Annotated in this window: 24 protein-coding genes; 20 read left to right on the top strand and 4 right to left on the bottom strand. The window is 56.0% G+C overall.

The genetic code is table 11. From position 1 onward, the window contains the following. Window positions 1-118: 118 nt before the first annotated feature. From meaB to C230_RS0115725, 14 genes are all read left to right on the top strand, one after another. Window positions 119-1069, top strand: coding sequence for a methylmalonyl Co-A mutase-associated GTPase MeaB (gene meaB, locus C230_RS0115790; RefSeq protein WP_018133025.1), 951 nt, complete (start codon window positions 119-121; stop codon window positions 1067-1069). A 43-nt stretch (window positions 1070-1112) separates the two neighbouring features. Then, on the top strand, window positions 1113-1643 hold the full coding sequence (gene rpoE, locus C230_RS0115785; RefSeq protein ID WP_018133024.1) for a DNA-directed RNA polymerase subunit delta: 531 nt from the start codon (window positions 1113-1115) through the stop codon (window positions 1641-1643). Between the two features lie 189 nt (window positions 1644-1832). Then, window positions 1833-3428: a CTP synthase gene (locus C230_RS0115780; protein ID WP_018133023.1), complete on the top strand. Its 1596-nt coding sequence runs from the start codon at window positions 1833-1835 to the stop codon at window positions 3426-3428. A gap of 201 nt (window positions 3429-3629) precedes the next feature. Then, window positions 3630-4001, top strand: coding sequence for a response regulator (locus C230_RS0115775; protein WP_018133022.1), 372 nt, complete (start codon window positions 3630-3632; stop codon window positions 3999-4001). A 4-nt stretch (window positions 4002-4005) separates the two neighbouring features. Beyond that, window positions 4006-4398 carry a 3-aminobutyryl-CoA ammonia lyase gene (gene kal / locus C230_RS0115770; protein ID WP_018133021.1) on the top strand — a complete coding sequence of 131 codons (393 nt, stop codon included), beginning with the start codon at window positions 4006-4008 and terminating at the stop codon, window positions 4396-4398. Between the two features lie 31 nt (window positions 4399-4429). Continuing rightward, on the top strand, window positions 4430-5254 hold the full coding sequence (gene kce, locus C230_RS0115765) for a 3-keto-5-aminohexanoate cleavage enzyme (RefSeq protein WP_018133020.1): 825 nt from the start codon (window positions 4430-4432) through the stop codon (window positions 5252-5254). Between the two features lie 54 nt (window positions 5255-5308). After that, window positions 5309-6163 carry a class II fructose-1,6-bisphosphate aldolase gene (locus tag C230_RS0115760; protein WP_018133019.1) on the top strand — a complete coding sequence of 285 codons (855 nt, stop codon included), beginning with the start codon at window positions 5309-5311 and terminating at the stop codon, window positions 6161-6163. Between the two features lie 106 nt (window positions 6164-6269). Continuing rightward, the gene (fsa, locus tag C230_RS0115755) at window positions 6270-6914 is read left to right on the top strand and encodes a fructose-6-phosphate aldolase (RefSeq protein ID WP_018133018.1); all 645 of its coding nucleotides are present in this window, start codon (window positions 6270-6272) and stop codon (window positions 6912-6914) included. 8 nt (window positions 6915-6922) lie between these two features. Beyond that, a complete protein-coding gene (locus C230_RS0115750; RefSeq protein WP_018133017.1) occupies window positions 6923-7651 on the top strand; it encodes a hypothetical protein in 729 nt (242 codons plus the stop codon). Between the two features lie 38 nt (window positions 7652-7689). Beyond that, window positions 7690-8394, top strand: coding sequence for a 2,3,4,5-tetrahydropyridine-2,6-dicarboxylate N-acetyltransferase (gene dapD / locus C230_RS0115745; RefSeq protein WP_018133016.1), 705 nt, complete (start codon window positions 7690-7692; stop codon window positions 8392-8394). A gap of 138 nt (window positions 8395-8532) precedes the next feature. Continuing rightward, window positions 8533-9663 carry an N-acetyldiaminopimelate deacetylase gene (locus C230_RS0115740; RefSeq protein WP_018133015.1) on the top strand — a complete coding sequence of 377 codons (1131 nt, stop codon included), beginning with the start codon at window positions 8533-8535 and terminating at the stop codon, window positions 9661-9663. 243 nt (window positions 9664-9906) lie between these two features. After that, complete coding sequence (locus C230_RS0115735; RefSeq protein ID WP_018133014.1) at window positions 9907-10908, top strand: metal ABC transporter substrate-binding protein; 1002 nt, start codon at window positions 9907-9909, stop codon at window positions 10906-10908. A 1-nt stretch (window position 10909) separates the two neighbouring features. Continuing rightward, on the top strand, window positions 10910-11665 hold the full coding sequence (locus C230_RS0115730) for a metal ABC transporter ATP-binding protein (RefSeq protein ID WP_018133013.1): 756 nt from the start codon (window positions 10910-10912) through the stop codon (window positions 11663-11665). A 15-nt stretch (window positions 11666-11680) separates the two neighbouring features. After that, entirely contained in the window at window positions 11681-12499 is an 819-nt protein-coding gene (locus C230_RS0115725) for a metal ABC transporter permease (protein WP_018133012.1), read from the top strand. A 131-nt stretch (window positions 12500-12630) separates the two neighbouring features. On the opposite strand, the gene C230_RS0115720 is transcribed toward C230_RS0115725, so the two are convergent. Together C230_RS0115720 and C230_RS0115715 are read right to left on the bottom strand one after the other, a co-directional pair. After that, the gene (locus tag C230_RS0115720; protein ID WP_018133011.1) at window positions 12631-13785 is read right to left on the bottom strand and encodes an aminotransferase A; all 1155 of its coding nucleotides are present in this window, start codon (window positions 13783-13785) and stop codon (window positions 12631-12633) included. Between the two features lie 138 nt (window positions 13786-13923). After that, window positions 13924-15444 (bottom strand): M1 family aminopeptidase, encoded by a 1521-nt coding sequence (locus tag C230_RS0115715; RefSeq protein WP_018133010.1) that lies wholly within the window; start codon window positions 15442-15444, stop codon window positions 13924-13926. 217 nt (window positions 15445-15661) lie between these two features. Between C230_RS0115715 and glpX the strand changes: the two genes are divergently transcribed. Together glpX and rho are read left to right on the top strand one after the other, a co-directional pair. Continuing rightward, the gene (gene glpX, locus C230_RS0115710; RefSeq protein ID WP_018133009.1) at window positions 15662-16630 is read left to right on the top strand and encodes a class II fructose-bisphosphatase; all 969 of its coding nucleotides are present in this window, start codon (window positions 15662-15664) and stop codon (window positions 16628-16630) included. A 135-nt stretch (window positions 16631-16765) separates the two neighbouring features. Continuing rightward, on the top strand, window positions 16766-18034 hold the full coding sequence (rho, locus tag C230_RS0115705; protein ID WP_018133008.1) for a transcription termination factor Rho: 1269 nt from the start codon (window positions 16766-16768) through the stop codon (window positions 18032-18034). Window positions 18035-18146: 112 nt separating this feature from the next. Here rho and C230_RS20740 read toward each other — a convergent pair whose 3' ends face one another. Continuing rightward, window positions 18147-19736, bottom strand: coding sequence for an aldehyde dehydrogenase family protein (locus C230_RS20740; RefSeq protein WP_018133007.1), 1590 nt, complete (start codon window positions 19734-19736; stop codon window positions 18147-18149). Window positions 19737-19805: 69 nt separating this feature from the next. Next, on the bottom strand, window positions 19806-20465 hold the full coding sequence (locus C230_RS0115695) for a sterol desaturase family protein (RefSeq protein ID WP_018133006.1): 660 nt from the start codon (window positions 20463-20465) through the stop codon (window positions 19806-19808). Between the two features lie 274 nt (window positions 20466-20739). On the opposite strand from C230_RS0115695, the gene modA reads away from it, so the two are divergent. From modA to C230_RS0115675, 4 genes are all read left to right on the top strand, one after another. Beyond that, complete coding sequence (modA, locus tag C230_RS0115690; protein ID WP_018133005.1) at window positions 20740-21513, top strand: molybdate ABC transporter substrate-binding protein; 774 nt, start codon at window positions 20740-20742, stop codon at window positions 21511-21513. 102 nt (window positions 21514-21615) lie between these two features. After that, a complete protein-coding gene (gene rpmE / locus C230_RS0115685) occupies window positions 21616-21813 on the top strand; it encodes a 50S ribosomal protein L31 (protein WP_018133004.1) in 198 nt (65 codons plus the stop codon). A gap of 106 nt (window positions 21814-21919) precedes the next feature. Then, complete coding sequence (locus C230_RS0115680) at window positions 21920-22513, top strand: thymidine kinase (RefSeq protein ID WP_026174364.1); 594 nt, start codon at window positions 21920-21922, stop codon at window positions 22511-22513. An 80-nt stretch (window positions 22514-22593) separates the two neighbouring features. Then, window positions 22594-23205 (top strand): YhcN/YlaJ family sporulation lipoprotein, encoded by a 612-nt coding sequence (locus C230_RS0115675; RefSeq protein ID WP_018133002.1) that lies wholly within the window; start codon window positions 22594-22596, stop codon window positions 23203-23205. The last annotated feature ends 128 nt before the right edge of the window (window positions 23206-23333 follow it).

Raw genomic sequence — 23333 nt, 5'->3', positions numbered from 1 at the left:
TCCTGAATTTTACCCCTGCAGGCGGTATGCGGCTCGCGGCCGTCGTGCTGCCGGGAGCGCTTACAACGGGGCCTGATGTTGATTTATGCGGCACTACAGCCCTGAGACAGGTGATACGATGGAACTTGCAAAGCGGATTGTGAACGGGGATCGGCGTGCGGCGGCCCGTGCGATCACAATGATTGAAAACGACAGTCCGGACAGGCAGAAACTGCTGAAAGCATTGCATCCGAACACCGGCAACGCCTATCTGGTCGGGATCACCGGCTCGCCGGGGGCGGGCAAAAGCACGCTGACCGATCAACTGCTGTTTTGGTTGCGGAAGCAGGGATTGCAGGTCGGGGTGATCGCCGTCGATCCGACATCTCCCTTCACCGGCGGGGCGATTTTGGGAGACCGGATTCGCATGACCGGGCATTCGTTGGACCCGGGCGTGTTTATTCGTTCGATGGGGACGCGCGGCAGCCTCGGGGGACTGGCTCGCGCCACCAAGGAGGCAGTGCGGGTGCTGGACGCGTACGGGTCGGATGTGATTTTGATCGAAACGGTCGGTGTCGGACAGTCGGAACTGGATATTATGCATGTGGCCGATACGACGGTGGTGGTGCTGAACCCGACAGCGGGTGACCACATTCAGACGATGAAAGCAGGTATTATGGAAATTGCCGATGTGTTTGCGATCAACAAGGCGGATCTGCCGGGCGCGGACAAGACGGAGCGGGAAGTCAACAACATGCTCGATTTGTTGCATGATCTGGACTGGCGGCCGCCTGTGGTGCGGACGACTTCGCGCGACCCGGCGACGTTTCGTACGCTGTGGGAAGCGTGCAGCCGGCATCGCGAGTATCTTGTGCAGAGCGGCCATTGGGGGCGGCGGCGGCGGCAGCGGTGGCAGGATGAGATTCTGGCGATCGCGGAACAAACACTGTCCCGGCGGATTCGCCAATCGATCGCAGCCCACCCGGACTGGCCGCAGTTGCTGCGGGAAGTGGAATCGGGCGAGAAAGATCCGTACCAAGTTGCGGATTTGGTGCTGGAGTGGTATAATACGACAATCAGCCGACCCTGATTCGGATTCATTGTTGGAATTCCTGATAAGGAGTGTACCCTGGATGGCGGAAGCTGCAAGCACACTGAAACAGTTGAGTGCAGATGAAGTGAAGGAAATGGCGTTGGTTGACCTGGCATACGAAATCCTGCGGGAGGTCAACAAACCGTTGCATTACCGGGATCTCATGCAGGAAGTGGCTAACCTGCGCGGCATGTCGGAAGAAGACATCCAAGCGGTCCTCGGCATGCTGTACACCGAGATCAACATCGACGGACGGTTTCTGTGCATCGGCAACAACACTTGGGGTCTCAAACGCTGGTATCCGGTCGACAAAACGGTCGAGAAGTCGGTTGCCGGCAAGAAATTCATTCGTAAAGATGGCGATGATGATCTGTACGAGGATGAAGACGAGGACCTGTACCTTGAGGATGAACTGGAAGAGGAAGAGGAACTCGACTACGACGGTGACGATGAGGACGCAGATCTCGATTATGACGAACTGGACGAACTGGATGACGAAGTCGACGAGTTTGCCGATGACGTGACGGAGGAAGAGGAAGAGATCATCGAAGACGAGGACGAGGATTATTAAAAGAGGATTATGAACAATGGATCGCCTGCCCCTCTTGACAGGCTCTGTTTGCCACGGTAAGATACATGAGGATAGAGACGGAACGGAAAACTAAAAAAGCCGAACGATCCAGGCTGGGCCTGCGAAAGCGGCTTTTTAGTTTTTTTTTGTTCAGAGACGAACAGAGAACATATGTTTGGGGGCAATTGCATGGCGAAATATATATTTGTGACGGGCGGCGTGGTGTCATCTCTCGGCAAGGGGATTGCGGCAGCGTCCCTCGGGCGGTTGTTAAAGAACCGGGGACTGCGCGTGACGATTCAAAAATTCGACCCCTACATCAACGTCGACCCGGGGACGATGAGTCCGTACCAGCACGGGGAAGTGTTCGTGACGGACGACGGCGCGGAAACCGACCTGGATCTCGGGCATTATGAACGGTTTATCGATATCAATCTCTCCAAAAACAACAATGTGACGACCGGCAAAATCTACTGGTCGGTGATTCAAAAAGAGCGGCGCGGCGATTATCTGGGCGGAACCGTCCAAGTGATTCCTCACATCACAAACGAAATCAAAGAGCGTGTGTTTGTCGCCGGTGAAGATGCAGACGTCGTGATCACCGAGATCGGCGGAACGGTCGGCGACATCGAAAGTCTGCCGTTTTTGGAGGCGATCCGCCAGATCAAGAGCGATGTGGGGCGCAACAATGTGATGTATCTGCATGTCACGTTGATCCCGTATCTGGGCAAGGCGGGTGAGATCAAGACCAAGCCGACGCAGCATTCGGTCAAGGAATTGCGCAGCATCGGCATCACCCCGCACGTGATCATCTGCCGAACGGAACGCCCGTTGTCGATGGATGTGAAGCGCAAAATCGCCCTGTTCTGCGACACCGATCCGGAAGCGGTGATTGAATCGCGTGATGCGGAATCGCTGTATGATGTGCCCCTGCTGTTCCAGGAGCAGGGGCTCGATGAGATCGTCGTCCGCCATTTAGGCCTCGATTGCCCACCGGCTGACATGACGGAATGGAAAGAACTCGCCTACCGTGTGAAAAATCTGAAGCAGAAGGTGAAAATTGCGTTGGTCGGCAAATATGTCGCGCTGCGCGATGCCTACATTTCGGTCGCCGAGGCCCTGTATCACGCCGGTTTTGCGAACGACTCGCAAGTCGAGATCGACTGGATTCATTCGGAAGATGTGACAGAAGCGAATGTGGCCGAACTGCTGAAGGATTGCGACGGCATTTTGGTTCCGGGCGGATTTGGTGACCGGGGCATCGAAGGAAAAATTCTGGCCGCCAAATATGCGCGCGAGAACAAGGTTCCCTACCTGGGCATCTGCTTGGGGATGCAGATCGCAGTCATCGAATTCGCTCGTCATGTGGCAGGACTGCGAGGAGCCAATTCGTCCGAGATCAACGAATTCACCGACTATCCGGTGATCGACCTGCTGCCGGAGCAAAAAGAGATCGAAGACAAAGGCGGCACGATGCGGCTCGGATCGTATCCTTGCGTGCTGATTCCGAACACGAAAGCGTTCGCGGCATACGGGTGCTCCACCATCCATGAACGCCACCGCCACCGGTATGAGTTCAACAACGAGTACCGCGAACAGTTGACGCAGGCAGGCCTGGTCATCTCCGGAACGTCGCCGGATGGCAGGCTGGTGGAAATCATCGAACTGGCGGACCATCCCTGGTTTGTGGCCTCCCAGTTCCACCCGGAGTTCACTTCCCGGCCGAACCGGCCGCAGCCGCTGTTCCGTGACTTTATCAAAGCTGCCCTGCAATACCGCAAATAGAGACTATAACAACATAGAGGCTATAAATCGATATTTTTTGCAAACTCGCCCGAGCGGCGGGTTTTTTTGTTCCCGTTCGACACTGATGCCGGCGAATCGACAGGAATAGACAGGCGGCACATAAAGGATTTTTTGTCAAATAATCGAATACAATTCATATGAACTGCAGGCCGTAGTCTGCGATCGGAAGGGGATGCGGGGATGGCAAAGAAAGTGCTGGTCGTCGACGATCAATACGGGATTCGCGTTTTGCTCAATGAGGTGCTGGAAAAAGACGGATACCAGGTGTTTCAGGCGCCAAACGGCCCGACCGCGCTCGAAATCGTGAAAACCAGCAAACCGGATCTGGTGCTGCTGGACATGAAAATCCCGGGCATGGACGGGCTCGAGATCCTGCGGCAGATCCGTGTGATTGAGCCAAATTTGAAAGTGATCATGATGACCGCCTACGGCGAACTGGATCTGATCAAGGAAGCGATGGCGCTGGGTGCGCTGACCCATTTTACAAAACCTTTCGATATCGATGAATTGCGAAAAAAAGTGAAAGAAGAACTGGTCATGCAGGAGGTTTGAATGGATGAAAGTCACACTGCGGCAGCGAATGAGCCAACATGATGCCCACTACGGCGGGCAACTGGTGGATGGTGCGCGGATCCTTGGGCTGTTTGGCGATGCGGCCACCGAGCTGCTGATTCGCCATGACGGCGATGAGGGGCTGTTCGTCGCATATGAGACGGTCGAATTCAAGTCGCCGGTGTTTGCCGGCGACTATCTCGAAGTGGTCGGGGAAATCACGCGGGTCGGCAACTCCTCGCGTGCGATGGAATTTTACGCGTACAAAGTGATCCGGGCGAATATCGACCCCGCGGTGCCGTCCGCTGCGGAAGTCATCGATCCCCCCGAATTGGTGTGCTATGCACGCGGCACTTGTGTGGTGCCGAAGGATAAACAGCGTCTGCAGCGTTCGTGACGCTGCTAGAACAGGCGGGAGGAGGTAGAATGTGGAAAAGCTGATCATCACATGCGCGTTGACGGGAGCGGAAGTGACGAAGCATGACAACCCGAATCTACCCGTCACTCCGGAGGAAATTGCGAAAGCGGCGATGGAAGCCCGGCAGGCCGGTGCTTCCGTCGTGCATCTGCACGCGCGGCGTGAGGATGGTGCCCCCACCCAAGACATGGGGGTGTACGCGGAGATCATGCGGCGGATTCGGGAGTCGGGAAACGACGTCATTTTGCAGGTGTCGACAGGAGGGGCTGTCGGCATGACGCCCGACGAACGGATTCAGCCGGTCGCACTGCGGCCGGAGATGGCGACTTTAACGATGGGGTCGGTCAATTTCGGGAATGACGTGTTTCTCAATCCACCTGCCATGGTCGAACAATTTGCGCGAACGATGCGGGATTATGACGTACTGCCGGAATTGGAAATTTTCGACGCGGGCATGATAACAAACGCTACCCGTCTGATCAAAAAAGGGCTGGTGCCGGAACGGGCGCCATTCGATTTTGTGATGGGGGTGCCGGGTGGCATCCCGGGGACGCCGCGCGATCTGCTGTTTTTGGTCGAGTCGCTGCCGCCAGGGGCGAGGTGGTCGGTTGCCGGCGTCGGGCGGGCGCAACTGCCGCTTGCGACGATGGCGATTGTGCTGGGCGGTCATGTGCGGGTGGGATTCGAGGACAATATTTATTATCAAAAGGGAGTGCTGGCGGAAAGCAACGCCCAACTGGTGGCGAGGATCGTCCGCCTGGCCAACGAATTGGGGCGGGAAGTGGCAACGCCTGACGAAGCGCGAGAGATGCTTGGAATTCCTGCGAAATCGTGATAAAATAGATAGGATATCAAAAGAATTCGTATGCTGGAGCAGGAGGGGTACATAATGGCATTTGCATCGTTTAAAGAGGTGCTGACCGACGGTCTGAAAAACGGCTATGCGGTCGGCCAGTTCAACGTCAACAACCTGGAGTTTTTGCAGGCGATCGTCGAAACTGCGGAAGAAGAGCGCTCGCCGGTGATTCTTGGCGTGTCGGAAGGCGCGATGAAATACATGAACATCGAATATACGGTGGCTATGGCGAAAGCGGCTGCCGAGAAAGCGACCGTGCCGGTGATCCTGCACCTCGACCACGGTTCGTCGTACCAGGTGGTGCTCAAGTGCATCCGCGCCGGATTCTCGTCGATCATGATCGACGCTTCCCACTATCCGCTGGAAGAAAATATTGCCAAGACGAAGCAGGTGGTCGATGCCTGTCATACGCTCGGGATTGACGTCGAGGGCGAACTGGGGCGGATCGGCGGCGTCGAGGACGACATCACAGTCGATGAGCGGGAAGCGACCCTGGCACGGCCGGAAGAAGCGGTGCGGCTGGTGCAGGAAACGGGCATCGATGCGCTCGCCCCGGCGATCGGTTCCGCGCACGGTCTGTACAAAGGCGATCCGGAGCTCGATTTTGACCGGTTGGCCAAAATTCGCGACCTGACGGGCGTTCCGTTGGTTCTGCACGGCGGCTCCGGCATCCCGGATGAGGACATCCGCAAGGCGATCTCGCTCGGCGTGGCCAAGATCAACGTGAACACGGAAAGCCAAGTGGCGTTCACCAAGAAGGTGCGCGAACTGCTGGACAAAGACCCGAACCTGTATGACCCGCGCAAATACCTCGGACCGGCGAGGGAAGCGATCAAGCAGGTGGTCCGCGAGAAAATCCGCCTGTTCGGATCGAATAATCGCGCCTGATTTGTCGAACCATACAGGGAAAGTTCAATCCAACGTCCGATTCAAGAGCGAATGGGAGTCCGTTCGGAGCGGACTCCCGATTTTGCGCAAAAGGGGAACGAGCAGTATGAAGTTTTTTATTGATACAGCGAATGTGGAAGAAATTCGCCAGGCCAATGACATGGGCATTCTGTCCGGCGTCACCACCAACCCGAGCCTGGTGGCGAAGGAAGGCCGCGATTTTATGCAGGTGCTGAAAGAGATCCTGCAAATCGTCGACGGCCCGGTATCGGCAGAAGTGATTTCGCTTGATGCCAAGGGAATGCTGGAAGAAGGCATGAAGTTTGCCGAGCTGCACGAAAATATCACAGTCAAGGTGCCGATGACGGCGGAAGGGCTGAAGGCGGTCAAAGAATTCGCGGCAAAAGGGATCAAGACCAACGTCACCCTGATTTTCTCCGCAAACCAGGCGCTGCTGGCCGCCCGTGCCGGTGCCACCTTTGTTTCGCCGTTTGTCGGGCGGCTGGATGACATCTCGCAGGACGGCATGCAACTGGTGCGCGACATTGCCGACATCTTCCGGATTCACGATATCAAGACGGAGATCATCGCCGCCTCGATCCGCCATCCGATGCACGTGACGGAAGCGGCGCTGGCCGGCGCACATATCGCAACTTGTCCGTACTCGGTGCTCGAGCGGATGATCAAACACCCGCTGACCGATCAGGGAATCGAACGGTTCCTGGCAGACTGGGGCAAGCGCAAGGCGTAAAACAGTCGATGAAAGCACCCACCACCGGCGGGTGCTTTTCGGCGTTCCAAGAGGTGATCCATGTGGTGTACGGTGCGGCTTTTATCGCCTTGTTGGCATCGGTGACGGCGCTGGTGTTTGCCTGGAAACTGCTGCAGCGATTTCAGCAGCGGAGGACAAGCAGTTTTCTCTGGTGGTCCGTCTCGATGATCCTCTATTCGCTGGCCGCGTTTGGCGAATTTTACGGCTTGTTGTTCGGCATGAATGTGCCTGTGTACAAAGCGTATTATTTTGCGGCCGTCTCATTGGTGGCTGTGATGGCGGTTGGACAGGTTTATTTTCTTTCACAAAAATGGGGACGCGTCTTTCTTGGCCTGACTTCTGCGGGATTGCTCGCGTTTCTGGTGCACATCGCAACTGTTGCGGTGGACGAGTCGGTGCTTGCACAGACGGGCACGGTGATCGGGGGAGACGCGATGCCGAAAGTGATTCGCACCATATACCCGCCCATTTTGTCGGGAATCGGCGGTACCGTCCTGCTGCTTGGCGCCGCGTGGTCCTGGTGGAAGACGCGCAGGCGGCAGCCGCTGATGGTGGTTGCCGGCTCGTTGGTGCTGATGGTGGTCGGTCGCCTGGCCAAACTCGGGTATCCGGAGTGGCTGCCGCTCGGTGAACTGATCGGCATCAGCGTCATGTACTATGGTGTACTGCAAACCAAGCAAAACGAAGTCTCGCAATCGGCGCCGACTACGGTATAATGGGGACAGGCTGAAGGTGAAAGGAGATTGAACTGCAGATGATGGATGCAAATCAGATTATCGAATTTATCCGTACCAGCGAGAAAAAAACGCCGGTCAAGGTGTATATAAAAGGCGATCTGGCGGGCATCGATTTTGGTGCTTCTACGAAAACGTTTATCAGCGGAAACGTTGGCGTTGTGTTTGGCGAATGGAAAGACATTCAACCGGTGATGGAAGCCAACAAGGACAAAATCGCGGATTATGTGATTGAAAACGACCGCCGCAATTCGGCGATTCCGCTGCTAGATACAAAAAATATCCACGCGCGGATTGAGCCCGGTGCGATTATCCGTGATCAGGTGACGATCGGCAACAACGCGGTGATTATGATGGGGGCGGTCATCAACATCGGTGCGGTGATCGGCGAAGGCACGATGATCGACATGAACGCGGTGGTCGGCGGCCGCGGTACGATCGGGAAAAATTGCCACATTGGAGCGGGCGCCGTGATCGCCGGCGTGATCGAACCGCCGTCGGCGAAACCGGTTGTGATCGAGGACGATGTGGTGGTGGGAGCGAACGCGGTGATACTGGAAGGCGTTCGCGTCGGCAAAGGGTCCGTGGTGGCAGCCGGTGCGATCGTCGTCGACGATGTGCCGGAAAACGTTGTTGTAGCCGGCGTCCCGGCCCGCGTGATCAAACAGATCGACGAAAAAACGAAGTCGAAGACGGAGATCAAGCAGGAACTGCGCCAATTGTAAGTGGAGCGGACATCCCGGAGTGGCGTCCGCATCAATAAAAAACTGTCCGAAAAAAGGCCACGCGCTGTGGGAAGGCGTGTGCGCTTGCGCTCTTTCGTACCGGAAGCGGACCATCTTTGGAAAAAAGGAGGCTGGGGGATGACGACAGCACAGCCTTTTGTCGAGATTCGCAGGCGGCTGCACCAAATCCCGGAACCGGGGTTTGCCGAGTTTAAAACACAGCGGTTGCTGCTGGATACCATTGCGACTCTGCCGCAACAGCGAATCGAAGTAAAAACTTGGCGTACCGGCATCCTGGTCCGGGTGAAGGGGAGCAACCCGACGAAACGGATCGGCTACCGGGCCGATATGGACGGGCTGCCGATCACGGAAGAGACTTCCTACGAGTTTCGTTCCACCCACCCTGGCTACATGCATGCATGTGGCCATGATATGCATATGGCGATCGGGCTTGGCGTCTTGGCCCATTTTGTGCAGAATCCGATCGCGGACGACCTGATCGTGATTTTTCAGCCGGCGGAAGAAGGACCGGGCGGTGCCAAACCGATGCTGGAATGCGCCGAATTTGCCGAATGGCGGCCGGACTGCATGTTCGCGCTGCATATCGCGCCTGAATATCCGGTGGGAACGATCGCGACGCGGCCCGGTATTTTATTCGCCAACACGTCCGAATTGTTTATCGACCTGACGGGAACCGGCGGCCATGCGGCGTTCCCGCACAAGGCGAACGACATGGTGGTGGCGGCCGCTCACCTGCTGACACAGCTGCAAACGATCGTTTCTCGTAACGTGGACCCGCTCGATTCGGCGGTCATCACCGTGGGCAAGATCGAGAGCGGCACGCGGCAGAATATCATCGCGGAAACAGCTCGGCTGGAGGGCACCATCCGCACGCTGTCGGTCGAATCGATGCAAAAAATCAAACAACGCATCGAGACGGTTGTCAAAGGCATTGAAACAGGGTTCGACTGCCAAGCGAACATTGACTATGGCGCGAATTACCGGCAGGTGTACAATGACGAGCGGTTAACCCGCGAGTTTATGAATTGGGTACGGGAGAGCCGGATCGTCCAGCTAGTGGAATGCCGGGAAGCGATGACCGGCGAGGACTTTGGTTATTTTCTGGCGGAAATCCCGGGTTTTATGTTCTGGCTCGGCGTCGATACGCCATATGGACTGCATCATTCGAAAATCGAGCCGGACGAGCGGGCGATCGGAGTGGCGATCGATCTGCTGACCCGGTACATCGCCTGGAAATCGGGAAACTGACAGATATGAATCGGATCAAAAGGCAAACCTGAGTTTTCGGGTTTGCTTTTTTTATGGTTCAGAGATCCGCCTTCAAATCTTATGAAGGGGGAGAACAGTGGGACTGCTGTACGTTCCCCGCTTATTATTCCACAAATCATAATCATTACGATTTCTGTTGACGCAAAGATCGAGCATGCTCTATACTGGGTTTGTGATAAATAGTATTGATTACGATTTATACAATTCGGGAGGAAGATTCGGATGCAAAAGCTGTGGAAAAAGATGCGGGCTGCCTGGGTCGCCGCTTTGCTGCTGACATTGTCGGCGGGGTGTTCAACCGCCAAGCCACAATCGGCCCCGGCAGCGCAAGACGGGAAGAAACTGCAGGTAGTGGCGAGTTTTTATCCATTGGCCGATTTTGCGAAAAATGTAGGCAAGGATCTGGCGGATGTCCGCAACCTGGTGCCGCCGGGAGTGGAGCCGCATGACTGGGAACCGAAACCAAACGACATGAAAACCATTTCACAGGCGAACGTCTTTATTTACAACGGAGCCGGCTTTGAGCCGTGGATCGACAAAGTGCTGGCAAGTGTGGACCAATCGAAGCTGGTGGTGGTCGACGCAAGCGGTGGTATCGACTTGCTGAAATCGCAGGAGCAGGACGTACACGGACAGGATGAGCAGAAAAATGAGCAGAAACAGGATCAGCACCCGGATGCGCATGAACATCGCCATGGAGAATACGACCCGCATATCTGGCTCGATCCGGTGAACGCCCAGAAGCAGGTGCAGCAGATCGCGGAAGCGTTTGCGAAAGCGGATCCGCAGCATAAAGACCAATATGAGAAGAATGCGAAAGAATATATCAGTCAACTGCAGGCGCTTGACAACGAGTACAAAACGGAATTGGCGAAAGTCAAACGCAAAGACATCGTCACCACGCACGCCGCATTCGGTTATCTGGCGCATCGCTACGGGCTGCATCAGCTTCCGATTATGGGGCTGGCGCCGGATGCCGAACCGACCCCGAAAGCGATGGCGGAGATCGTTAAAGAAGCGCGCGAGCATGATGTGAAATACATCTTTTTTGAGACTCTGGTCAGCCCGAAGGTGGCGGATACAATCGCGAAAGAAGTCGGGGCTCAGACGCTCGTGTTGAACCCGATCGAGGGTCTGACGGAAGAAGAGCTGAACAAAGGCGAGAACTACATTTCGAAAATGAAAGAGAATCTGCAAAATCTAGTGAAAGCATTGGGGAACTGAGATGGAGAGCAAACCGGTGATCGAATTGCGAAATGTTTCGTTCCGATACGCCGAACGGATGGTGGTCCGCAATCTGAATCTGGTTGTCGGCGAAGGCGAATTTTTGGGCCTGATCGGTCCGAATGGAGCCGGCAAGTCCACCACGTTAAAACTGATCCTCGGGCTCCTTCGCCCGACGGAAGGGGTCGTCTCGTTGTTCGGGCGGCCTCTTTCCGAGTTTCAGGAGTGGCACAAAATCGGTTATGTGTCGCAGAAGGCAGCTTCCTTCAACGCCAAATTCCCCGCCACCGTAAGAGAAGTGGTGGAAACAGGGCTGCTCGGAAGAACGGGGAACTGGTGGGGCAAGAGGCGGGAAAAACGCAAACAGGTGATGGAGGCGCTGGAACTGGTCGGCATGCAGCCGTTTCACAACCGGAAAATCGGCGACTTGTCCGGAGGCCAGCAACAACGCGTGTTTATCGCGCGGGCGCTGGTGGGAAGGCCGCACCTGTTGATTCTGGATGAACCGGTGGAAGGTGTGGACGCGGAAGCGCAAAGCCAGTTTTACGATCTGTTGGAGACATTGAACCAAGTCTATGGCATCACACTGGTGATCGTGTCGCACGACATCGGAACGATCAGCAGCAAAGTGGGAAAATTGGCGTGCATTAACGAGGTGCTGCATTATCACGGAAACCCGGCCGATTTTTTGCAGCAGCGCGACCTGTCAAGCGTGTATGGGCATGATGTGTCGCTCGTCCAGCATCAGCACGGCTAACGGGGAGGAAATCAAATGTTTGAAATGTTCCAATATGATTTCATGATCCGCGCTCTCCTGGCGGGAGTGATGATTGGCATTCTCTGCCCGCTGGTTGGTTCGTTCCTCGTCGTCAGGAGGCTGTCGCTGGTGGCCGACACGCTGTCGCACGTTTCGCTGGCCGGGGTCGCGGCGGGGATGCTGATCGGAGTGCATCCGATCGCGATGGCGATGCTGTTCGCTTTTGCCGGAGCGCTGTTAATCGAACAGTTGCGCAAGGCGTACAAAACGTTCGGCGAAATCTCGATCGCGATCGTGCTGTCGACCGGCCTGGCGGTCGCTGTGGTGCTGATCGGCTTGGGAAAAGGATTCAATCTTGACGTGTTCGCTTATCTGTTTGGCAGTATTGTGGCGGTGAAACGGAGCGATTTGTGGCTGATCGGCGGAGTGGCGGTCAGCACGCTGCTGTTTTTGGCGATCGTCTATAAAAAATTGTTTGCGATCTCATTTGACGAAGAACATGCCCGCATCCGGGGCATTCGCGTATTTTGGGTAAACCTGCTGTATATGATGTTCACCGCCTTGGTGGTGTCCGTTTCGATCCGGATCGTCGGCGTGCTGCTTGTCTCTTCGCTGCTCGTGCTTCCGGTGGCGGCTGCCATGCAGATCGCCGGCAGTTTTCGCAACATGATGTTGCTGGCGGTAAGCTTTGCTCTGGTGGGCATTCTCGGCGGGCTGACGGCCTCGTTTTATCTGGATCTGGCGCCTGGCGGCACGATCGTTTTGCTGTTGGTCGCTCTTTTGCTGGGGACAATTGTTTGTAAAAAAAGCCGCTTTTTCGTAAGCGGTGGTTAGTGTGGCTGCAACGGGCCGGCTCCATATACCCCCGCTGGTCTCTGTCAAACGGGAAGTTTGACCCCCGCCCAGCCTGCAAAGATGCAGACACGCGGGGGATTTTTGTCGGATCGCGCTATGAGCAGAGTTTCCTACAACGACCTTACAAACTGCTCGATGCGATCCAACCCTTCCCGCAAAACATCCATCGAATACGCATACGAAATGCGGATATACCCTTCCCCAAGCGGGGAGAACGCTTCTCCCGGAACCACCGCCACCCGCTGCTCTTCCAACAATTTTGCCGCAAAATCGAACGATTTCATGTGGAACGCCTTGATCGAAGGGAATACGTAAAAAGCGCCGTCCGGCTTCACCACGTCAAATCCCATCGCTGTCAGCCTGTCGTACACGTAATCTCTCCGTTTTTTGTATTCCCGCTTCATCGGCCCGGCGTCGTCAAGCCCTTGGCTGAGCGCTTCCAGTGCTGCATACTGGCTGATGGTGCTGGCGCATGTCACGTTGTACTGGTGGACTTTCACCATGTGCTGCGTGATCGCAGCCGGCGCGAAAGCAAACCCGATCCGCCAGCCGGTCATCGAATGCGACTTGGAAAGCCCGTTGATGACGATCGTTTTTTCCCGCATAAACGGGAGCGAGGCGATCGAGCGGTGCGGTTTGTCGTAAATCAGCTCGCTGTAGATTTCATCGGAAATCACAAAAATCTCCTTGTCCCGCAACAGATCCGCAATCTCCGCCAGGTCTTGCTCGTCCAGTACACATCCGGTCGGGTTGGACGGGTAGGGAAGGATGATGCAGCGCGTTTTGTGTGTGATCCGTGGTTTCAGCAGGGCGGCGTTGATCTTAAACCCGTTTGTGGTGGTGTCAACATATACGGGGACGGCGCCGGACAGTTTGATCAACGGCTCATAACCGGGGTACACCGGCCCAGGCAGCAGCACTTCGCATCCTTCTTCGAGGATGGTCCGCAACGCGATGTCGATCGCCTGGCTGGCGCCGATCGTGGTGATGACCTCCGTTTCCGGGTTGTACGAAAGCTGATATTTCGCTTGCAAAAAACGGCTGGCCGCCCGCCGCAATTCCGGCAGTCCCGGATTTTGCGTGTAGGCGGTTTTGTTCTGGTCGATCGCGGTTTTGGCAGCCTGCTTGATATGTTCCGGTGTGGGAAAATCGGGCTGTCCGATCGTCAGGGAAATCGCGTCCTGATACTGCGCCACCAGGTTCGAGAATTTCCGGATGCCCGAGATCTGAATCTCTTTCACTCGCTTGTTGATCAGATGTTCCATTGTCTATACCCGCCTTCAAAGTCCTGTTGTTACCTTCCATATTACTACACTCTACCGCTTCGGCAAACGAACGGGGCGATCGGGCTTCCGCTAAAAACCGCACATCCTGGCCGCAGCGCTGATCGGTTTCGCAACGTTTCACCGTTCAAACCGCTCCTTCATTTGCAGCAGCAGTTCGCCGTTGGGCAAATCGAGCCACATTTTCAGGCGGGGAAGCGCCCCGGGGTCGACCGCCTGCAGCGCTTCCTCCAACCGCTCGCGGGTGGCCGTGCCGCGCCTGTTTTTCAGGTAGAACTGTTGCAGAAACTGAAAAAACTTATGCTCGCCCATCGCCATCCGCAAATCGTGGTACATCAGCTGCGGTCGCAGATACATCAGGTAGTAATAGTCCGCTTCATTGCGAAAATTGGCATATGGCTGGTCCGTCTTCTGGCCGTCGACATGCACAGGTGCCGCGAAGCTGTGCGGCGAATAGCTTTTGTCGTCGCGAAACAGCGCCCAATCGCGGCGGATTTCCGCCTCGTAAGCGTCCCTTCCGTGCTTCGTTTCCGTATAGAGCAACGCGGAGTAGTCAGCCAATCCTTCATCCAGCCAAGGGGCCAACGCTTTATGCGTGCCGACTGAGGAAAACCACCAGGCATGCGCGATCTCATGGGCAATCCAGTGTTCCCCGGTCCCCCAGTGCCAGATGTCTTCCGAGAACAGGGCAAGATTCGGGTACTCGTGCGCAAACACAGTGCCTGCCGGCATCTCCAGCAGCGAGAAAGAAGGATAGGCAAAATTGCCGAACCGCAAGCTGTACGTTTTGATGGCCGTGTCGGCGATTTCCCGCAGTTGGTCCAATCGCTCGCGGTTCCGGACGGCCACCTTGACGTCCACGCCGTCTGCCGTTTTCCATGCCGTTTCCGTCCAGCCGGTGCCGCCGATCAGGGCGAAACTTCGCACCAGATCCGCCTTCCATTCGGACATGGCGGCCCCCTTTTCGTTCACTGAGGAGACCAGAATCCCGCTTGTATACCATTGAAAACCGGCCGGATGCTTCAGCCGCACACGGTAGTCGGCCAGGTCCATCAGATACGGGTCGCCAAACGGCAGCGGCTGCGGCCGGGGAATCCAGCCGCCGCTTCCTCGCACCGCAAGGATTGGGTACCAGTAGGTGAGCGACCAAACGCCGTCTTTTTGGCCAAGCCGCGTGCCAGTGGCGGGAATCGGTGTGGTGAAACGGATCTGCACCCGGGCCTGTCCCGTTTTTTCTTTCACTGGAACGGTCAACTGGGCTGCAGTGACGTCATACGGCACGCTCTGTCCGTTCACCTGCACCTGCTCGATTTGCATCGGTTTGTAGGTGGCAGGATACAGATAGAACAGCAGCCTGTCATCCGGAATGTTGGGAATCGACACGATCACCGTTCCGTGAATCAGCGAGTTCGCCGTATCCAGTTCCGCGTCGATCTGGTATTGCAGTTCTTGATGCGCCGGCTGTTTGGCTGAAGAGACCGCTTGCGGCCTGAGACGTTGCCATGAATCCCACTGCTGCAACGCCCAACCGATCCAGCCCGATTTTGGTTGCAAAACGACTCCCAATACGACGGTTGTGGTGAACAAAGACAGGAAAAACGGGTACAGTAGCAACCCTTTTTTGCTGCGGATGAATGCCATGTGGATCCCACCTTTCCGGGAGTCTGACAAGGTATTTCCACAACCCGCCAGGCGAATCCTGCAAACGGCAGGAGGGTGACGAAAGAAGCAGGACCGGGTGCGAGCGCCGAACGAGGCCGGGTGTCGGCCGTCTGCACTTGCGCGGAAATCTGGTAGCACAATCTGACGAATGTGATATACTATTGTAATGAAAAAACTTGTACGGGAGGCACCTCATTTGGAACGAGAACTCGCATTGGAAATCGTGCGTGTGACTGAGGCGGCCGCGCTGGCCGCTGCCCGGTGGATGGGAACCGGCAAGAAAAACGAGGCGGACCAGGCGGCGACCACCGCCATGCGGGCCGTGTTCGAAACGGTCAACATGGACGGGGTTGTTGTGATCGGGGAAGGCGAAATGGATGAAGCGCCAATGCTCTATATCGGCGAAAAATTGGGGCAGGGCAACGGTTTGCAGGTGGACGTGGCGGTCGATCCGCTGGAAGGCACCAACATCGTGGCGAAGGGGCTGTGGAACGCGATTACGGTGGTGGCGGTAGCACCGCACGGAACGATGCTGCATGCGCCCGACATGTATATGGAAAAAATCGCCGTGGGCCCGAAAGCGGCCGGGCGTGTTCACCTCGACGCTTCTGTCAAGGAGAATCTGAAAGAGGTGGCGAAGGCGAACAACAAGAATATCTCCGATGTGGTCGCCATTTTGCTCGATCGGGAACGGCACCAGCCGATCATTGAGGAAATCCGTTCGGCCGGCGCCCGCATCAAGCTGATTTCCGACGGCGATGTGGCAGCCGCCATCAACACCGCGTTTGAAGATACCGGCGTCGATATTATGTTTGGCATCGGCGGCGCACCGGAAGGGGTGCTGGCGGCAGCCGCTTTGAAGTGCCTGGGCGGGGAGCTGCAGGGGCGGTTAAAGCCTGCCGACCAGGAGCAGGTTGAACGCTGCAAGGCGATGGGGCTGCAGAATCCCGGGCAAATTTTGCTGATGGACGATTTGATCCGCGGGGAGGACGCGATTTTTGCCGCCACCGGCGTGACGGACGGAGAACTGCTGCGTGGCGTCCGTTACATCGGCAATGACCGGGCGATGACCCATTCGCTGGTGATGCGGGCGAAAACGGGCACGGTGCGGTTTGTGGAAGCCCGCCACCAATTGAGCAAGAAACCGCATTTGGTGCTGGTCTGACAGGTTCAACTTGTTGACTGAATAAGATAGGAACGTCCCGGCAAACATGGTATAATAGGTAACATGCCGGGACTCATTCTTGCCCATTGGATACACAAACATCGGACAAAACTAATGAATTGAAGGTGACACCGTTTGCTGATCGAAGAACTGGAAGCGAAAAAATTAACAGAATTGTACAAGCTCGCCAAAGAGTATGAGATTCCGTCGTACGGAAACCTCAAGAAAAAGGAACTGATCTTTGCGATCCTGCGCAAGCAGGCGGAAAAAGAAGGCCTCATGTTCATGGAAGGAATCCTCGAGATCATGCATGAAGGGTACGGATTCCTGAGGCCGATCGGGTATCTGCCGAGCAACGAGGACATCTACGTGGCGGCTTCGCAGATTCGAAGGTTTGATCTGCGAACGGGGGACAAAGTTTCCGGAAAGGTCCGACCGCCGAAGGAAAACGAACGATACTTCGGGCTATTGCAAGTGGAAGCGGTCAACGGCACGGCGCCGCAATCCGCATCCGAACGGGTCCACTTCCCCGCGCTCACCCCTCTTTTCCCTCAGAAGAAACTGGTGATGGAAACGGCTCCGGAGAAACTCTCGACTCGTATCATCGACTTGCTGTGTCCAGTCGGGCTCGGTCAACGGGGATTGATCGTAGCGCCACCGAAGGCCGGCAAGACGCTTCTTCTGAAAGAGATCGCCAACTCGATTTCCACCAACTATCCGGATATCGACCTGTTCGTCCTGCTGATTGACGAACGGCCGGAAGAAGTCACGGACATGCAGCGTTCCGTCAAGGGAGAAGTGGTGGCGTCGACATTTGACGAGGTGCCGGAGCACCACATTAAAGTGGCAGAGTTGGTGCTGGAGCGGGCGATGCGGTTGGTCGAGCACGGGCGGGATGTGGTGATTCTGCTCGACTCGATCACCCGGCTGGCGCGAGCCTACAACCTTGTGATCCCGCCGTCCGGCCGCACTCTGTCAGGCGGGATCGATCCGGCAGCGTTCCATCGGCCGAAGCGCTTCTTCGGGGCGGCGCGCAACATCGAGGAAGGCGGATCGCTGACCATTTTGGCCACCGCGCTGGTGGAGACGGGCTCGCGGATGGATGACGTGATCTATGAGGAATTCAAAGGCACCGGCAACATGGAATTGATGCTCGACCGGCGGCTGGCGGAAAAGCGGATTTTCCCGGCAATCGATATTCGCCGTTCCGGCACGCGGCGGGAAGAGCTGTTGCTGTCGAAAGAAGAGCTGGATAAAATCTGGGCGCTCCGCAAGGCGATGTCGGAGAACCCGGATTTCACCGAAATTTTCCTGAAACGGCTGGCTGCCACGAAAACAAACCAGGAATTTTTGGCGACGCTCGAGGGCATCAAGGAAGCGAAAGAGTTGTCGCGAGCCAAGTGAATGACACTGTTTGCCCCCGTTTCGCAGCTGAAACGGGGGTTGTCATTGGCGGTTGCAGAACAAGCGAAGCCCACCGCCGTTTGTCGGGAGGTTGGCTCGTGCGGAGGAGAGTTTACGAATGCAGTTGTTTGTCATGGGTCGGCATCAGCGGTTTGCTTGCTTGTCGGTCCGCCGTTCTGCTAAGTGACAGGAGCTGCAGATAGGATCGCAGGAATCCGGGCCAGTTGCGTGATCGTCCCCAAAAGCTGCGCACCAGGTTGGCGAACGGCAAAAATTTGCCTGCGTACGGGAACCAGTGCACTTCCCGGTTCCATCTGCCCGAATCGACCATGACGGAAGTCCGGACGCAGAATGTTTGCATGCCGATGTCCGCATGGTACGCTCCCAAACCGCCTTCCTTGACTCCTCCATACGGCAGATGGGGGTTGGCAATCGTGATGATCAGGTCGTTGATGACCGCGTTGCCTGTCACCAGCCGCGAGACGACCCGTTTGCCGCGGCCGATATCGGACGTCCAGACGCTGGCGCTTAACCCGAATCTGCTGTCGTTTGCCAATTGAATCGCTTCTTCTTCCGTATCAAACGGCATGACCGGCAAAACGGGGCCGAACGTCTCTTCCTGCATGATGTCCATGTCTTGTGTCACATTGGTAACAATCATCGGCTTCAGAAACATCCAGCCTTCCTGCCAGGTATCGGGGTGTTCGCCGGTCAGCAGGCGAGCTCCCTGTTCGAGTGCTTGTTTCACATGGCTGGCGACAATATTCAATTGCGTGGGGAAGGTCATGGACCCGAGATCGTCGTCCGGATCGTTTCCTTGCCGCAGGCATTCCGCCGCTTGTGCCAGGCGGGTGACAAATTCGTCGTACACAGGCCGTTGCACGTAGATGCGTTCGACAGACATGCAAACCTGCCCGCTGTTGCTGAACGCTCCCCAAACGGCCGCGTTGACGGCCCGTTCCAGGTTGGCGTCGGCAAACACGATCATCGGATCTTTTCCGCCCAGTTCCAATGTGGTGGGGATCAGATGTTTCGCCGCTTCCGCCTGGATGATTTTTCCTGTACGAACCGATCCGGTGAAATGGATATAGTCCGGTTTCGCCCGTACAAGCGCGGTCCCCAATTCCTTGCCGCCGTGTGCCACTTGTAAAACGCCTTTTGGAAACCCCGCTTTCGCAAACAACGCCTCAATCAAAACACCCACCAGCGGACTGATTTCCGACGGCTTGAGGATCACCGTATTGCCGCCGGCCAACGCTTCCGCGACTGGAATCGCGGAAAGCTGAAACGGAAAGTTCCACGGGGAGAGGACCAGCACGACTCCCCGCGGTTTGTATTCGACGTAGGAAGTTTTGCCGATGAAGGTGATCGGCGTTTTCACTTTTTTTGTTTTTAGCGCGTGCGGGGCCCGTTTTTCAATATGCAGGATCGCTTCCGCGACTGCCATCACTTCGGTGACGAGGGCTTCCGTTGGTATTTTGCCGGTGGACTGGCTGATCACCCGGACAATGTCTTCCATGTCTTCGACAATCGCCAGCCGCAGGGCTCGCAGATAGTTCAGCCGTTTGCGGACCGGCAAACGGGACCATGCGGCAAAAGCTTCTTTTGCCTCGCGATACAGATCGTTTACCTTCGCAGGCGGTGTTTCTTGCAGGCTGCCGATCGTCTCGCCTGTGGCCGGATGTTTCACAACCCATGTCATGCGGATTCCTCCTTGCTTCCGGTTGACTGTGAGATCAAAGTGGATCTCCTGTTTCTGTGCGCTGTTCGATCACAGGTGGAGCTCCGTTTTACCTCGTTGTTCCAGGTTGCGGGCGGTTTTGCTTTTCGGCACCGTTTTTTCGTCTTTAAACGTTCCCAGCAGCAGATCGAATGCCGGATTGGTGACGCCGTACCAGTAATGTTCGTTTTTGTAATGATGCCAGAGATGGACTTTCTTCATCCAGCGTCCCCAGGGAGTTAGGGGTTGCACGGGCCGGTGGGCAATGTAATGCGTCCATTCGTAAAATAGTAAATATCCGATCACACCGGTTACAAAAGCGGCTGTCAGCGTCAGCCTGGCGGTGATGGCATACACGATCAGAGCGATGCCGGCGATATTGGGCAGGCTGTACCAGACGGGCAGGAACAACAGATGCAGCTCGTCCGGATGCACGTGATGGTCGTAGTGCAAGCGTTTGAGGAGCCGCAGCAAAGACGGATTTTTTGGCGGCTTCATATGGAACAGAAAGCGGTGGATCGTGTATTCGCTCGCCGCATACCCGACCATTCCGGCAACCAGTGCGATCCAGGTTGCGGACTCTGACAGGTGGGGGGCAGTCAGCGTGAGGCTGATGAGAAACAAACCGCTCGTGATGAGGATATCCGGGAAGCTCCAAAATTCTTTCAGGTAGCGTTTTAAAGGTCTTCTCCTCCCATTTGTGTAGGTCACTTGACTTTCTTCCGTTGTGCATAAAACGCAACTTTTTTGTTTATGCATTTATTATACTGACTAGTCAGAATATTATCAACCGCTGTTCGGTCATCCACGCAGCAGGCCATTCGGAATACGAGGTGTTGAAATAGTGCCAGGTGGTGTAGAGGGCGGTCTGCTTGCGGCAGAACATGCTGCACGCACCCGGATTGTGGTATAGTAGGAGGGGAGACAACGGGAGAAAATGGGGTGGGCTGCTTGATGACACTGCCCCGGCAAGGAGAATCAAACGATGAAACAACGGGTAGCTGCTCTTCTCAGCCTTTTGCTGCTGTTGCTGGTCGGATGCAGCGTCCAGTCGCGGGAGGTGCAGCCGCAAACCGTGTTGCAGGTTGCGGTTGCGTCGTCGCTGGAACCGGTGGTGAAACAGCTGGTTTGGTCCTACCAGGCGGAGCATCGGGATGTGAAGATTCAATTGACCGCCGGCCCGAGCGGAGCTTTGGCCCGCCAGATTGAGCAGGGAGCGGCGTTCGATCTGTTTCTTTCGGCCGGTGAACAGGAAATGCAGCAATTGGTGCAAAAACACCTGGTGGCGGAAGACACGATCAAAAAGTTTCTGGCGAACCGCCTGGTCGTCGTGGTGCCGGAAGGCAGACGGACGATCAAGAGTTTGGAGCAGTTGAAAGATCGTGAATACAAACAGATTGCCATCGCTGACCCGACTGCTTCGCCGGCCGGCCGGTACGCCAAACAGGCGCTTGAAAAATCGGGCGTTTGGCAGGAACTGCAACCGAAACTTGCCTACGGGAAAACGGTTCGCGATGTGTTAAGCCAGGTCACGGCGGAAAAGGTGCAGGCAGGCATTGTCTACCGTTCCGATGCTGTATCGGATGACAAGGCGCATATCGCGTTGGAAATCGATGACAAATTGCATGAACCGATCCGTTACCCGATGGCCGTCTTAAAGGCGAGTCAACATCCGAATACGGCGAAAGATTTTTTGGATCTACTGGAATCGCCGAAAGGGAAGGACCGGTTTGAACGGGCCGCTTTTCAGGTGCAGTAAGGGAAATGATCTCATTGCAATAAGCCGGGTGAAGTGATATAATTTCGTCTGTCTGCTATTCGGGGCTATGGCCACATCTATAGCCGGAAAGAGGTGAACATCATGAAACAGGGAATTCATCCTGCCTACAAAATCACGACTGTAACGTGCGCTTGCGGCAACACGTTCGAGACCGGTTCCGTGAAAGAAAATCTGCGCGTGGAGATCTGCTCCGCCTGCCACCCGTTCTTCACCGGGAAGCAGAAGTTTGTGGACACCGGCGGTCGTGTTGAGAAATTCAAGAAAAAATACAGCCGTTAAAAAAACGGATGGCCACCCGATCGGGTGGTCTTTTATTTTGGCAAAGGATTTTCCCGTATTCTGTCGAATGGAACAGGGAACAATTACAGCGACGGGAGCGATTTTTTTGCATACCATCAAACGACTAGGCTGGGTCGAAGTCATTTGCGGGAGCATGTTTTCTGGCAAAAGCGAGGAACTGATCCGCCGGACCAAGCGGGCGCGGATTGCCAAACAAAAAGTGCAGGTGTTCAAACCGGCAATTGATAATCGTTACCATTTGTCGGCCGTGGTGTCGCATACGGGCGAAAAAGAGGATGCCGTGGCAGTGAAGGATTCTGCACAACTGTCGGGTCTGGTTGAACCGGACACAGAAGTGATTTCGATCGACGAGGTGCAGTTTTTTGATTTCGGCATCCTCGAGGTCGTCACCGGCCTGGCCGACCGGGGAAAACGGGTGATTTGCGCCGGGCTCGACCTCGATTTTCGCGGTGAGCCGTTCGGACCGATGCCCGCCTTGATGGCATTGGCCGAATATGTGGAGAAGCTGCAGGCGATTTGCGTGTGCTGCGGAAATCCGGCCAGCCGTACGCAGCGGTTGATCGACGGCCGGCCGGCGCTATACAGCGATCCGGTGATTCAGATCGGCGCCGCCGAAAGCTATGAAGCGCGCTGCCGCCACTGTCACGAGGTGCCGCGTGAAATGGCCATAGAAGCGTAAGGGGTAAAATTGACTTTAATTGGCTTGTTGGCGACGTCTCGCTTCGGGGAAAGCTAAGTGTACCCGAAGGAGGTGGTATTGTGCGAACCGACAAGTGGATCGCATGGACGGTTCTTGGCACCGTCACGCTTGGGTTGCTGGCAGGTTGCGGCGGCGGCAGTCCCGGTATCAACCACCGCATGCAAGCGGAGAAAACGGAACCGATTTATGACAATCGGGGCATCGATCTTGACGGAGACGGTGACCGCGCCTGGTTGGCCGGCCACAACAACATCAACAACCCGCCGGTCAACTTGCGCAACATGGCGCCGCCGATCGGCGGAGGATTCCGCGATTATACGCAAGGCACCTATGCTGGCGGTGTAACGGCCGACCGGATCGCTGATCTCGCCCAATCCATTCAAGGGGTCGACACCGCCAGCGTGGTGGTGAACGGACAAACGGCGATCGTCGGTCTTCGGTTGCATCGAACGGTGCCGCGCGAACGAGCCGGGGCGATTGCCCAAGAAGTGCGCCAGCTGCTAATGGTGCAAGCGCCTGTCTTCCGTTCCGTGCGCATCACCACGGACAGTGCGTTAGCCCGCCGGGTGTATGACACCGCGCAAAAAGTTCGCAGTGGACAACCTCTTTCCAGCCTGGATCAGGAAATCGAGCAGTTGAAGCGGGACATCCCGGAAGTACCTGCCCGCTGATCGCAGGCGGAACCAGGTGGCTGTTGACAGGCTTCTGTCGGCAGCTTTTTTTGTGCAGATACGGATTGGAACGGGCTGGAAGCGGTCTGTTTTTTGACTGGCGGCCGCTTTTGTACTATAATTAAATT

Origin of the sequence: Effusibacillus pohliae DSM 22757, assembly GCF_000376225.1 — a bacterium.
In the GTDB taxonomy this organism is placed as follows: Bacteria; Bacillota; Bacilli; order Tumebacillales; family Effusibacillaceae; genus Effusibacillus; species Effusibacillus pohliae.
This window is presented reverse-complemented; position numbering and strand designations above follow the sequence as displayed.

Excerpts from the sequence above, each read along its gene's own strand:
- rpoE (WP_018133024.1), top strand. The coding sequence starts at position 1,113 with ATGGCGGAAGCTGCAAGCACACTGAAACAGTTGAGTGCAGATGAAGTG.
- kal (WP_018133021.1), top strand. The coding sequence starts at position 4,006 with ATGAAAGTCACACTGCGGCAGCGAATGAGCCAACATGATGCCCACTAC.
- C230_RS0115750 (WP_018133017.1), top strand. The coding sequence starts at position 6,923 with ATGAAAGCACCCACCACCGGCGGGTGCTTTTCGGCGTTCCAAGAGGTG.
- fsa (WP_018133018.1), top strand. The coding sequence starts at position 6,270 with ATGAAGTTTTTTATTGATACAGCGAATGTGGAAGAAATTCGCCAGGCC.
- C230_RS0115720 (WP_018133011.1), bottom strand. The coding sequence starts at position 13,785 with ATGGAACATCTGATCAACAAGCGAGTGAAAGAGATTCAGATCTCGGGC.
- C230_RS0115775 (WP_018133022.1), top strand. The coding sequence starts at position 3,630 with ATGGCAAAGAAAGTGCTGGTCGTCGACGATCAATACGGGATTCGCGTT.
- modA (WP_018133005.1), top strand. The coding sequence starts at position 20,740 with ATGAAACAACGGGTAGCTGCTCTTCTCAGCCTTTTGCTGCTGTTGCTG.
- dapD (WP_018133016.1), top strand. The coding sequence starts at position 7,690 with ATGATGGATGCAAATCAGATTATCGAATTTATCCGTACCAGCGAGAAA.
- C230_RS0115730 (WP_018133013.1), top strand. The coding sequence starts at position 10,910 with ATGGAGAGCAAACCGGTGATCGAATTGCGAAATGTTTCGTTCCGATAC.
- C230_RS20740 (WP_018133007.1), bottom strand. The coding sequence starts at position 19,736 with ATGACATGGGTTGTGAAACATCCGGCCACAGGCGAGACGATCGGCAGC.
- C230_RS0115715 (WP_018133010.1), bottom strand. The coding sequence starts at position 15,444 with ATGGCATTCATCCGCAGCAAAAAAGGGTTGCTACTGTACCCGTTTTTC.
- C230_RS0115780 (WP_018133023.1), top strand. The coding sequence starts at position 1,833 with ATGGCGAAATATATATTTGTGACGGGCGGCGTGGTGTCATCTCTCGGC.
- C230_RS0115740 (WP_018133015.1), top strand. The coding sequence starts at position 8,533 with ATGACGACAGCACAGCCTTTTGTCGAGATTCGCAGGCGGCTGCACCAA.
- C230_RS0115760 (WP_018133019.1), top strand. The coding sequence starts at position 5,309 with ATGGCATTTGCATCGTTTAAAGAGGTGCTGACCGACGGTCTGAAAAAC.
- rpmE (WP_018133004.1), top strand. The coding sequence starts at position 21,616 with ATGAAACAGGGAATTCATCCTGCCTACAAAATCACGACTGTAACGTGC.
- C230_RS0115735 (WP_018133014.1), top strand. The coding sequence starts at position 9,907 with ATGCAAAAGCTGTGGAAAAAGATGCGGGCTGCCTGGGTCGCCGCTTTG.
- meaB (WP_018133025.1), top strand. The coding sequence starts at position 119 with ATGGAACTTGCAAAGCGGATTGTGAACGGGGATCGGCGTGCGGCGGCC.
- C230_RS0115725 (WP_018133012.1), top strand. The coding sequence starts at position 11,681 with ATGTTTGAAATGTTCCAATATGATTTCATGATCCGCGCTCTCCTGGCG.